The organism is Abyssicoccus albus (assembly GCF_003815035.1).
GTDB lineage: Bacteria > Bacillota > Bacilli > Staphylococcales > Abyssicoccaceae > Abyssicoccus > Abyssicoccus albus.
Map to the genome: position 1 here is coordinate 669,242 of NZ_RKRK01000002.1, position 12,785 is coordinate 682,026.

The 12,785-nt window shown below is 30.0% G+C and carries 13 protein-coding genes; all 13 read right to left on the minus strand.

The features are described 5' to 3' along the window. Positions 1-32: 32 nt before the first annotated feature. The 13 genes from EDD62_RS03200 to EDD62_RS03260 all read right to left on the minus strand — a co-directional run bounded on the left by EDD62_RS03200 (position 33) and on the right by EDD62_RS03260 (position 12,712). Positions 33-1,211: a pyridoxal phosphate-dependent aminotransferase gene (locus EDD62_RS03200; protein ID WP_123807511.1), complete on the minus strand. Its 1,179-nt coding sequence runs from the start codon at positions 1,209-1,211 to the stop codon at positions 33-35. A gap of 96 nt (positions 1,212-1,307) precedes the next feature. Then, positions 1,308-3,905 (minus strand): exonuclease domain-containing protein, encoded by a 2,598-nt coding sequence (locus EDD62_RS03205; protein ID WP_123807512.1) that lies wholly within the window; start codon positions 3,903-3,905, stop codon positions 1,308-1,310. 25 nt (positions 3,906-3,930) lie between these two features. Further along, positions 3,931-4,899 carry a biotin--[acetyl-CoA-carboxylase] ligase gene (locus tag EDD62_RS03210; RefSeq protein ID WP_123807513.1) on the minus strand — a complete coding sequence of 323 codons (969 nt, stop codon included), beginning with the start codon at positions 4,897-4,899 and terminating at the stop codon, positions 3,931-3,933. A gap of 17 nt (positions 4,900-4,916) precedes the next feature. Beyond that, positions 4,917-6,407 (minus strand): CCA tRNA nucleotidyltransferase, encoded by a 1,491-nt coding sequence (locus EDD62_RS03215; protein ID WP_123807514.1) that lies wholly within the window; start codon positions 6,405-6,407, stop codon positions 4,917-4,919. Then, positions 6,407-7,540: an N-acetyl-alpha-D-glucosaminyl L-malate synthase BshA gene (gene bshA / locus EDD62_RS03220; protein WP_123807515.1), complete on the minus strand. Its 1,134-nt coding sequence runs from the start codon at positions 7,538-7,540 to the stop codon at positions 6,407-6,409. The genes EDD62_RS03215 and bshA overlap by 1 nt, the downstream gene beginning before the upstream one ends. 8 nt (positions 7,541-7,548) lie before the next feature. Beyond that, on the minus strand, positions 7,549-7,932 hold the full coding sequence (locus tag EDD62_RS03225) for a methylglyoxal synthase (RefSeq protein WP_123807516.1): 384 nt from the start codon (positions 7,930-7,932) through the stop codon (positions 7,549-7,551). A gap of 110 nt (positions 7,933-8,042) precedes the next feature. After that, the gene (locus EDD62_RS03230) at positions 8,043-8,741 is read right to left on the minus strand and encodes a zinc metallopeptidase (protein ID WP_077140242.1); all 699 of its coding nucleotides are present in this window, start codon (positions 8,739-8,741) and stop codon (positions 8,043-8,045) included. 58 nt (positions 8,742-8,799) lie between these two features. Further along, positions 8,800-9,393 (minus strand): DUF1405 domain-containing protein, encoded by a 594-nt coding sequence (locus EDD62_RS03235; protein ID WP_123807517.1) that lies wholly within the window; start codon positions 9,391-9,393, stop codon positions 8,800-8,802. Positions 9,394-9,450: 57 nt separating this feature from the next. Continuing rightward, positions 9,451-10,263 carry a menaquinol-cytochrome c reductase cytochrome b/c subunit gene (locus tag EDD62_RS03240; protein ID WP_077140240.1) on the minus strand — a complete coding sequence of 271 codons (813 nt, stop codon included), beginning with the start codon at positions 10,261-10,263 and terminating at the stop codon, positions 9,451-9,453. Positions 10,264-10,297: 34 nt separating this feature from the next. Further along, entirely contained in the window at positions 10,298-10,972 is a 675-nt protein-coding gene (gene qcrB, locus EDD62_RS03245; RefSeq protein WP_077140239.1) for a menaquinol-cytochrome c reductase cytochrome b subunit, read from the minus strand. A 16-nt stretch (positions 10,973-10,988) separates the two neighbouring features. After that, positions 10,989-11,489: a QcrA and Rieske domain-containing protein gene (locus EDD62_RS03250; RefSeq protein WP_077140238.1), complete on the minus strand. Its 501-nt coding sequence runs from the start codon at positions 11,487-11,489 to the stop codon at positions 10,989-10,991. 168 nt (positions 11,490-11,657) lie between these two features. Continuing rightward, entirely contained in the window at positions 11,658-12,110 is a 453-nt protein-coding gene (locus EDD62_RS03255; RefSeq protein ID WP_123807518.1) for a DUF2487 family protein, read from the minus strand. Next, positions 12,107-12,712: a hypothetical protein gene (locus EDD62_RS03260; RefSeq protein ID WP_148086835.1), complete on the minus strand. Its 606-nt coding sequence runs from the start codon at positions 12,710-12,712 to the stop codon at positions 12,107-12,109. The genes EDD62_RS03255 and EDD62_RS03260 overlap by 4 nt, the downstream gene beginning before the upstream one ends. Positions 12,713-12,785: the final 73 nt, after the last annotated feature.

The following is a 12,785-nucleotide window of genomic DNA, read 5'->3' on the forward strand; positions in this document are numbered from 1 at the left end:
TTAATCATAAATTAACTATGTTCTAGTATTAATTATGATTTCTTAGAGTTTATAAAGTGTTTAATTCTTTCTATAGCTGTTTTAAATGATTCAACATCCGTTGCATAACTTAATCTAATGTTATCATCACTACCAAAAGCACTTCCAGGTATCACAGCGACATGTGCCTCTTCTAATAATGCTTGTGCAAAGTCACTTGATGAATTATAACCGCATAAGTTCATTGCTTCTTTCACATTAGGATATAAATAGAAAGCTCCGTTTGGCTTGATACATTTAAAGCCTGTAATTTCATCAACTAAAGGATATACTTCGTCTAAACGTTTTTTAAAGATTTCATTCATTTTTTGAATATATTCTGGCTGTTCAGTATAAGCAGTTAAAGCTGCATATTGTGATGGAGTCGTTGGATTACTTGTAGAATGACTAGCTAAATTTGTCATCCCTTTTATATAATCAACAGGTCCAATCCCATACCCAATTCTCCAGCCAGTCATTGCATGTGATTTTGATACACCATTTACAATAAAAGTTCTATCTTTTGCATCTTCATTCAATGTTGCATAACTTACATGTTTTCCATTGTAAATTAACGTTTCATATATTTCATCAGATATAACGATTAAGTCATGTTGTTTGATGAGATCATCCAATGCTAATAATTCTTCTTTTGAATAAATCATCCCAGTTGGATTACTTGGCGTGTTAATAATGATCGCCTTTGTGTTGTCATTGATATGTTGTTCTAATTGTGATGTAGTTAATTTAAAATTTGTTTCCTCGTCTGTTTTAACAAAAACAGGTGTACCACCTGCAAGCTTAATTTGTTCCGGATAACTTACCCAGTAAGGTACAGGTACGATAACTTCATCACCTTCATTTAGTATAGACATGAAAATATTGTAGAGAACATGTTTTGCTCCAGTACCAACAAATACATTAGATGTATTATAATTTAAGTTTAAATCTTGATTAGTTTTATTAACAATGGCTTCTTTCAACGATAATATACCACCACTTGGGGTATATTTTGTCTGACCATTATGTATCGCATTAATTGCACCTTCAATAATGAAATCAGGTGTATTAAAGTCTGGCTGACCTGCACCTAAACCAATTACATCAATACCTTCATCTTTAAGTTTTTGAGCGGTTGCTGTAATCGCTAATGTTGTAGATGGTTGTATGTTAGACACTTTATTTGAAAGCATGCTATTCCTCCTAATATATAAAATCAATCACAAAGTAAATGATACGATATTAATTATATTATTTAGTTCATTGTACTATAACAGAAGGTCATCAATCTAGTCACACATGTTATTTATTTGTTGATCCATTTCATCTAAACTATAGTACTTAATATCCATGTTCGGTAGACCATTCAAAAAATATTTTTTATATAATCCTTTAGTTAAACGGTCATCCAGACAAATTATAATACCTTGATCCGAACCATCCCTAAGCAATCGACCTATCCCCTGTCTGAATCGCTGACTTGCTTTTGGTAATGTATATTCAATAAATGGATTATCATATTGCATCGAATGATAATAACTTAAAGGATCATTTGGAGAAAGAAATGGTAATTTTGTCATCAATAATATTTTTTGAGTATTGTTAGGCGCTTTAAAATTTACACCTTCGTAAAAACTTAAACTCGCTAACAATAAACCATAATCAAGTGGATTGAATTTTTGTAAAATCCTTTTATTGTGTATTGATTTGTGCTGGCTAATGATTGGGAATTGATTCATATTTATGTCCTCAAAGTACTCTTTGACCTCTTGTATCATTTGATGGTTTGTAAATAATGCTAATCCTTTATTTTGTGGCATAACAACAAGTCTATAACAACATTCTACGATGTGCTGAATATATTCATTAGAGTATGGAAAGCTTGTTGATATTTGGTCATTAGATACCCATAGTTCCGCATTGTTCTGATAATCTATAACATCCTTGAATGCAATGGAATTAAGAGAATAATCCAGATTTTCTAGTCCTATTTCTTGAATGAAGAAAGAAAAAGATTCATTGACTTGTAGTGTACCACTTAAAAAGTGTATAGACTTATATTGTTCAAATAATTTACGCTTTATAATGTACTTTGGTGATTCTACTAAATAATTGATCGAAACAGTTTCATAATATTTTTTATTATCACTATTTAAATATATAAATTCACTATTAAAAATTTGTTTTTCAATTTGATTTAAGTAAGCATTAATATTCGAGATGATTTCATCTAAAAATATAAAACCTGGTACATTCGTTAACGTTTCATCATTTAAAATATTTTGCATTTGGTTTAATTTATGAATGATGTATAATTCGTCTACATCTATCGAACTTTTCTCATTCTGTAATGATTTATGCAAATTTTTAAAAAGACTATGAACCACGTTATCAAGTGTTTTATATAACTTTTCTTCAATATTGCTAGTATGACCTGATTGAATGGGATTTATCACTTTCTTCAATGATGGTAATGAGACTTGTCTATGTGCATTCGATGTTGCAACATTCAATAAATGATGTGATTCATCAATAATTAAATGATGGTATAATTCACAAAGACTTTCTGTTTCATCAACAAATAAATTACTATGGTTAGTAATACCAATCATTGAATTCTTCAATTTATTTTTGTGGAAATCATAAAATGATGGATGAATTGAATTATGGTGATCATTTAATACTGAATGATAGTATATATTTGCACCACCTTTTAAATTCAACTCGCTCACTAAACCGGTATTTGTTTGTAGTAACCAAACGATTAATTTTCCTTTTAAAATAATGACTTCATAATTTAACGTATCGTCATTTAATATCTTTCTAACGATTGGTAAATGAATATAGTTACTTCGTCCCATTAACATTGAATGAAATGATTTAACATTAAGTGAATTTTCAATAGATATCATCAAGTCCTGTAATTCATGTTGTAACAGTTTAGTGTTTGTCGAAATTAATGTACGCTCTCCAGTTTCTGAATATTTTATAAGCGCATTATAAATATATGTCAATGTTTTACCAATTGCAGTTGGTGCCTCTATAATTGAAATCGTTTTATCTTTCATATGGCTTAACAAATAATCTTGTAAAGCATGTTGTTCTTCACGATGTTCGTAATCCTTTAGAACATTTTTACAGAAATCTTCAAATGATAAATCTTTTACTTTATGTTTAATATCATTTAAATTCTCTTTATTTAATTGACTAATTTCATCCATCATATCTTTAAAAAATATTCCATTAATCTCTTTTATACCACTACTGACCTCGCTGATTTGATAGGTTTTATTCAATGTCTGAAAGTATGTAAGAATTCTGTTGATATCAAAATTTAATCCACAAGCAACGTCAATGAGACTCTTTTTTGATTCAAAATTAAAAGACATGTATTTTTTTATTGAATGAATAAATAATTCAGCAGTAACCTTAGCATCATAAAATGCTCTATGAGCCATTGTATGTTTAGTGCCGATAATCGCTGAGAGATTTTCAAGCTTATAACTAGATTGTGTTGGATAAATCATCTTAAACCAGTCATGTGTATCGACAATTAATTCAGGTTGAAATTCAATATCACATTGTAAGAATGCATATTTAAGAAATTCCAAGTCAAATTTTGCATTATGCGCAACAAATGTACAATCATTAAGCATTTCATAGACATGATTAGATATGTGTTGGAATGAAGGTTGATCAATTAAATCTTCATCCTTAATATTGGTTAAACTTGAAATATAAACTGGTATCTCTTTTTCAATCGATATCAAAGACGTAAAAGAATCAATGATTTCTAAATCTTCAGTTATCACAATACCTAGTTCAATAATGTCATCATCTTGATGACTTTGTCCTGTTGTCTCTAAATCGACAAATGCAAACTTCATTCCAACACCTCCTTTATAATCATGTCTATTTCGAACTTAATATATCACCACTTGAAATCGTGACATGTTGTCCATCGTGATTAATCACTAATTCACCTTGATTTGTCACATCCAATGGTATACCAATAAAAGAATGCTGACCAACTAAAAAATTGTATTCCTTACCCCAAATATTTGAATAAGATATATACTTATCCTTATAATCCTCAAATGAAATACTATCCATTATTTCAAAATACTTCGTTAAATAATTAAGCATATGATTTAGAAATTCATATTGATTAATATCTTCCACATGATTATTTAAAGAGGTAATTTGACGTTCAAATTGATTTGATAATTGATCACTATCTTGAAATAAATTAATACCAATACCGCATGTCAAATGATGCAATTCATTTTGACTGAATTGCCCTTCAGTGATAAAGCCACATATTTTTTTATCATCAATATATATATCGTTAGGCCACTTTATCATCGCTTGTAAATCATATTCATTTCTAAGAACCTCAATAATGGCTATTGAAATAAACAAATTAATAGGCCCTATTCTCTCAAGACTGATTTTAGGGTAGATAACAATACTCATCCATAAGCCAAGATTTTTGGACGAGTCCCACCTCCTATTAAATCTGCCTCTTCCTTCAAGTTGTTCATTCGCTATTACAATAAAAGGATTACTATATTTGTATGATAATTCATTTGCAATATTTTGAGTTGAAGAAACAACATCTTCAAAATGAATAAATTCATAAAAAGGATGTTGTTTATGAAACTCATGAATTAATGATTCTTCATAACCTTTTTTAAAATGTTTTATTTGATAACCTTTTCCTTTAATAGATTCAATAATGTAACCGTTTTGTTTAATTTGATTAATATTTTTCCACACTGCTTGTCTTGAAATATTTAATTGTTCGCTAATATATGAGCCAGAAATATATTCATGTTGATGTTGATATAGAAGTATCAATGTCTGTTGAAGACTGTTCACATTATCTCTCCTAATGTTTATAATTCAAATTGCTTTAAAAATTGAACTTGCTTTATCTTTGAATTCATATCAGTCGGATTTATAAAATAATTTAGTACACATGCATTCAACCAATATTTTATCATTTTACCTTCTTTAATAAATTGCATTGATTTCAACTCATGACCATCGATTTCTAAGTCATTTATTTTATATAATCTCGATTCAGCTTTATTAAGCCAATCTATAATTCTATCTATTTCATCTATGCAATAAGTATTAAAATCAAATGTTTCTAATTGTATAGATTGTTGTTCTTCTAGTTCATGACTTTGATTTAATTCTTTAAATATTAGCTTCAAGCAAGTCAAAACAAAGATTAACGTTTCATGGTTAAATTGATATTGTGAAATATAATATTTATAAAACTTTCTCATAAATTCATGGTCAATCGTATGTATATTTATATATTCGATTGGTAAGTCATATTTAACAATGTCGCCTCTACTTAATGAGCCATTATAAAATAAATTCATAATTTCAATCAAATTTGCGCATAATTTATCATATGCTTTAATATATTTAACTGAATGTCGTGATAATTTCAACTTTGAAAGTTCATCAATAACTTCATCATAAACCATCAAACCATTATCGTTTGAAATGATTAGTTCGCTATTGTTAAATTGTTTTATTAGACAAATTAAACCAATAAAATCATTATAATCTAATTGAAATACTTTTTTCCTTCGACCATTTATTGTGTTGTGAATATTATGTTCATCAACAGTAAGTTCATTTAATATATTAATCAATAGATTGAAGTCAGATTGATTAATATATTTAAAGAATGGGAGCGCTTCTAATAATAAATCTTTTCGAATCATTATTAATGTTTGGATTAAATATTTACCTTTTACTAATTTATTAAGTTCGACATTTACTCTTTCAATTGCAACTTCTTTTAATAGGCGATGATGTTTTACGATTGCTTTGTATGTATCATCTACAATATTAAACCCTAATGTTGATTGAAATCTAAGCCCCCTAATGATTCGTAATGCATCTTCTTGGAAACGTTCATTAGCTATGCCAACGGCACAAATTTGTTTATTTTTAATATGCTGAAATCCATTATAAAAATCTTTAAGTTGTCCATCCTTAGTCATCGCAATCGCATTCATTGTAAAGTCTCTACGTTTTAAGTCTTCTTTTAATTCTCTAACAAATTGAACATTTTCTGGTTTTCTATAATTTATATATGTGGACTCTGTTCTATATGTTGTAATTTCATAGTTTCCTTTATCTGTGACCACTGTTACGGTACCATGTTCAATCCCGGTTGGGATCGTTTTAGTAAATAATTCAATAATCTCTTCAGGTGTGGCATTAGTTGTGATATCAATATCTGCAATTTGATTATTCATCAAATAATCCCTTACTGATCCGCCAACAAAAAAAGCTTCATAACCTGAACGTTCTAACGTATCTATAATATTATATGCATTTTTAAATTCTTCAGGTACCATTATTTACTTCCTTTATTCAACAAACCCAAATAAAGTGATTCATATTTTCTTACAATTGGATCTGTTGAAAATTTATTGATTAATATTTGTTTCATATTTTCTTTGATTTTTTTCATTTTTTCAGGATCACTTATTAAATCAATTATATAATCACTCGCTTGATTCGTATCTCCGACATCTACAAGAATACCATTCTCGTTATGGTGAATCACTTCTTTCATGCCACCAGCATTCGTCGCAATACAAATTGCACCACCATACATTGCTTCTAACAACACTAGACCAAAACTTTCTTTCTCACTCATCAATAAAAAGAAATCAGAGATGTGATAATAATGTGTGATTTCTTCTTGCTTACCAATAAACCTCACTTTTTTTTCAATTCCAAGTGCTTTTACAAGTGTTTTAGCTTTAAATAACATCGGTCCATCACCGATTAACAGTAAAACCGATTTCTTTTTAAATTGAACTTTATAAAATGTATGTATGATATCTTCAACCCTTTTTACAGATCTAAAGTTAGACACATGACTAATGACAATTTCATCAGATATACATAATGATTTTTTAACCTTATTTAAATCAATCTTAGGTGTTGAAAACTTCTCTTCATCAACGAAGTTATATATGAGTTCAATATCCTGATTTGGCTTAATGATTGTATCCGTATCTTCTATAAGAGATTGACTCACTGCAGTGACAGCATCTGATTTTTCAATACCAAATTTTATCGCGGGTTTCAATGATGAATCATAACCCAATACAGTAATATCAGTGCCATGCAATGTAGTAACCATCTTTGTATCACGATTTGCCATTGAAATCGCTAAATGACCACAAATTGCATGTGGTACTGCATAATGCATATGAATGATATCTAATTCATATTCTGAAATAACTTCACTAATTTTAGTACTTAGCGTTAAATCATATGGTGGGTATTGAAATACTGCATAATTATTCACTTCAACTTCATGGACATATATATTATCATTCATCTGATTTAACCTAAAAGGCATTGAGCTCGTTATAAAGTGAACTTCATGACCTCGCTGAGCAAGCTTTTTACCAAGCTCAGTTGCAACAACACCACTACCGCCAATGTTTGGATAACATGTAATTCCTATTTTCATTTGATCACCTAATTGTTCTTACTCTTTATTTCAGCCAAATGCAACATAACTGCACTGGCTGTTCCTTCATTCGTTGCTAATGGCACATCATACACATCTGATAATCTTAGTAATGCGGATACATCTGGTTCATGTGGTTGTGCAGTCAATGGGTCACGGAAAAAAATGATACAATCAATATCTTTATTGGCAACTTTTGCTCCAATTTCTTGATCTCCTCCGAGGGGACCACTTTTAAATCGAGTAACATTTAATGACGTTTCATCCATAATACGTTGTCCTGTTGTACCCGTTGCAAATAAACTATGTGTTTCAAATATGCCAATGTATTGATTAATAAACTTTATTAAATCATCTTTTTTCTTATCGTGAGCGATTAAAGCAATATTCATCGTATCACCTCTTTAAGTAATGTGTTTAAATTATAACAAAATTTTATATACACATATATTATTGTGCAATAAAAAACACAAAACTATTAATAGTTTTGTGTTAAAAATGACTAATCTTGACTTTTGGCAATTAAAATTAAACGTAATAGTTCTGCAACTGCAACTGCAGCACTTGCAACATACGTCATTGCGGCAGCTTTCAAAACTTTATTTGCGTGAGAATATTCTTTTTCATTGACAATCTTATGACTTTTAATATACTGCATCGCCCTATGACTTGCATTAAATTCGACTGGCAATGTGATAATTTGGAAAAGTACACCTAAACTCATTAATCCAATTCCAATCCATAACAACGTTGCACCAAAACTTCCCATCGTATTGTTCATGTATGTTAAGAAAATACCAGCCATAATGAATAAATATGAAGCTTGACTACCTAATGAAGCGACTGGAAATAATGCTGTTCTAAAGTTTAAAAAACTATAGCCTTCTGCATGTTGGATTGCATGACCAATTTCATGAGCAGCAACTGCAGTGCCTGAAACAGATGGCTTGTTGTAGTTATGTGGACTTAATCTCACAACCTTTGCTCTTGGGTCGTAATGATCTGATAAAAAACCTTGTCCTTGTTCAACACGCACATCTGTGATCCCATGATCGCGTAACATTTGTTCCGCAACTTCTTTACCTGTTAATCCACTCGTAGAACGAACACGAGCATATTTATTGAATGTAGATTTAACATTATGACTCGCCCACATAGGGATAAGCATAATAATACCGATATAAATTATATACATTAACATGAAATTCACTCCATTTTACTTGATATATATTATATTATATTGTGACAACGAATAATAGTCAAAATTTTTGACCATTATTCGTTGTGTCATACTTTTTATGACAATAGAAAAATGCAATAACCATTGCAATAAATCCTAATAGTAATGAAATGTAACCAATTATATTAAAATATTCTTCAAGGACGGGATACTTCGGATAATGACCAATAACGTAATCAATAAAATCATTATGAAAAACCCATAACATAACTAGAAATAATTGACCAAAATTAAAAGAGTATCGTGGCAAAAATAATAGCCCTTCAATAGCCATTATAAGATGTGAAATAATCAGCATAGATCCCATTAAAGTGATTTGTTCTAATTCTATAAACATCAACAAATTCATAATAACAGCCCATATTCCATACTTAAATAAAGTGATAAATGCTAACAATTCAACTAATCCATTTGCTTTATTAAATAAATACAATATCAATACAATACAAAAAAATAAACTTGCAGTCGGTGAATCAGGAACAAAAACCTTAAATATTAAAGGTGTTTCTTTTAATTGCGGAATATACCAAATATATCCATATATTGTTCCTAATAAATTTCCGATTAACAATAATGTAAGTAATGGCTTATAAAATAACAGATATCTAGTCATAACGTCTCCTATAAATAAAGACCATCCTTTGGATGGTCTTTAAATCTACTAAATATATTAATTTCCCGAGTCTTTAGTTGATGCAGCATCTAATTTATTACCATCGGCATCAGTCTCATTTAAGTCAGCAATGAATTTCGAAATTTGGTCAATTTCTTCAGCTGATAATGAATCTTTAAATCCAGGCATATCCCCTGATCCATTCTCAACAAATCCTTTAACTGCTTCAGCAGGCAATTCAGATTTAATTAAGTTAGGTCCAGAACCACCCGTTAATTCACCACCGTGACAACTTGTACAATTGGATTTAATCAACCCAGTGTATACTTCTGAATCCTTATCTAAATTTGAAAATACAATTTTACCTTGTTGATCTTGTTTCTCCCAATCATGATAAGTAAATGATTCCCATGTTGTATAGAAAATAATTGCAACCGACAATATCATTAATCCTGATGCGATTGGTCGTTTATACCATACTCTTGCTTTACCAGTATCAAGCCAAGGCGCAAATAACAAAGCTCCAAATGCTAAACCTGGTAATACAATAGCTCCAAATGTATTAAATGGTCCTGAAGCATAAGTATACTTCAAAATTTGGTACAAGAATAAGAAGTACCAGTCTGGTAATGGTGTATAACCTGTATCACTTGGATCAGCCATACGTTCTAATGGAGCAGGATGTGCAACGGTTAGACACATAAATGCTGTCAAAAATACTGCACCTGTTATCCATTCTTTTAATAAGAAATCAGGCCAAAAGTCTTCTGTTCTTCCCGGAAATTCTGAGTAATCTCTATTTAACTTTGGTTTTTCGTAATCACGAATTCGTGAATCACCAACAAATTTCATACCTTTACCGCGATGCATTCAATTAACCTCCCTTTTTTATATTCACAATATTCTATAATGGTCCAGAAATACCTTGCTTACGAATCATAATAAAGTGCGCTGCAAGCAATCCAAATAATGCTGCTGGCAAGAAGAATACGTGAATAGCAAAGAAGCGCGTAAGTGTTTGAGCTCCAATGATTGCTTCATCTCCTGCTAACAATGTTTTAGCCCATGGCCCAATGATCGGAACACTCTCTGCAATTTGAAGACCTACTTTTGTTGCAAATAATGCTTTCATATCCCACGGTAGTAAATAACCTGTAAATGCTAAGCCTAACATTACAAAGAAGATTAATACTCCAACAACCCAGTTTAATTCACGTGGTTGCTTATAACTTCCTGTAAAGAATACCCTTAGCGTATGTAGAAATAGCATGACGACGACAACACTTGCACCCCAGTGATGCATCCCACGAACAATAACACCGGCTGCAACATCATGTTGCAAGTAATAAATAGATTTCCATGCATTAACAATATCTGGTACGTAATACATCGTTAAAAACATACCTGATAAAACTTGAATTACTGTCACAAAAAATGTTAACCCACCAAAACAATAAACAAACGCCGAAAAGTGATAAGCAGGGTTAACATGCTCTGGCACTTCGTGATCAGCAATATCTCTCCAAATTGGTGTGATATCTAATCGATCATCAACAAAATCGTAAATTTTATTTAGCATACTGTTTTACCCTCCTTTATACTAATTGGTTCTCACCTTTGGCTCCGATAGTTAACATACCGCCTTTTTCGCCAACTTCAAATTGATCTAATGGTGAAATCGGTGGTGTTCCTGCGATATTTTTACCATTCTTTTCATAACGTCCATTATGACAAGGACAGAAAAATTGGTCTGGCTGTGACTCGTCTCCAGCCCAAGTAACAGTACATCCTAAGTGCTTACAGATTGGTGAAAGTGCGATGATTTTGTCACCTTTCTTGTATACCCAAGCAAAATCCGTTACTTCACTTGAATACCAACCATCTTTCTGTTCGTATTTAAAATCTACTTTGGTCGGTGTTTCACCTAATTCACTTACTTTAGCACTTGTTTGGATCATTTTTGAATCTGACCCAGTTTGGAATAAAGGATCTACAGCAAAACGACCCATAGGTAAAACCATTGTCGCTGCCATAAATGAACCTACACCCATTAATGAGTAGTTCAAAAATTGACGTCTTGTGACGCGTTGACTCATATGAATTCCCCCCTCTAACTCACGTACAATTATACTATAATATTAATTTCTAGGACATTCTAATTTTAGCCTATTAAATATATTCGGTCAATATAAAGTCATAAATAAGTCACAAAGATTATGATATCTATACAACTTTTTATAATTTAACTTGTTTAAATTTAATATTTAATTGTTCCAAATTGATATGAATTGCTTAACAGATGATTTTACTTGTTCTTTGATTAATCCCTCGTACATTTCTCTATCCATATGTTCAACAGGAAAACTATCCAACAAAGCAACATTGGCTTTATTGATTAATTCTTGATGGTTTGATAATTGTAATAAATGATTCATATCAATTTCACTATGTTTAACATAAATAAATATAATATGATTAAAATCGTCAATTTTGATTTTATCAAAAATTGATAACACTCCTTCAAAGTATCCAATAGAAGGCAATACAAATAATCTACCTTTCAATTGTTGCTCAACATTTATAATAACATTTTGCAAAATTTCGTAATCATTTGTACTTTGCTCATTTAATCGCATGTTAAATATTGGAATAATCAATGTGTCGATATATTCTTTTTGCGTTTGAAATTGTTTAATTGATTCTATATCAAAATTCATAAATCCTCCTCGAAATATTTTATTTGGAGTTCTATAACATTTTTTAGTTGATTTAATTGCAACAAGTCATTGAAATGTCGTTTTTGTAATGCTACATCATATTTGAGCATAATGTAATTCAAATAGTCTATTAATAGTTCAATAATATTTTCTTTAAAAATCGTTATGTTTTTCTTATTAACTAATAAAGCTTCTTTTTTTATCATTAAATTTATTTGATTATATAAATTGATAATATCAAAAAAAACAACATTTTGCTTATTAATCACTAGCTCATTCAACATACTTATAATGTCTTGACCATTATTCTTTTCAATATTAAGGTCAACGCCATGGTAATAACACTTAACTTGTCCAATTTCATACTGATGATTAAATATTGATTGAATATGATAATCATCTTGATTTGTTGAATAGTGATTAAGTCCATTATTAGATAAATCGTTAGATATATGTGTATTTTTATGACCTAAAAAATCGTTGTTATTATGATAAGTGGAATCATTGAATAATTGATCCTTTAAAAAGTCGAACTCCAAGTTAATTTGATGGTGAAATTCAGGTTCGACTGTTTCTTTAAAATCGAACAGTTGAATATTCATTAATAATTGTTCATTATCTTTTAAATAATTTAAAACATGAATAATATCTTTTTGAATTAATACATTACTATTA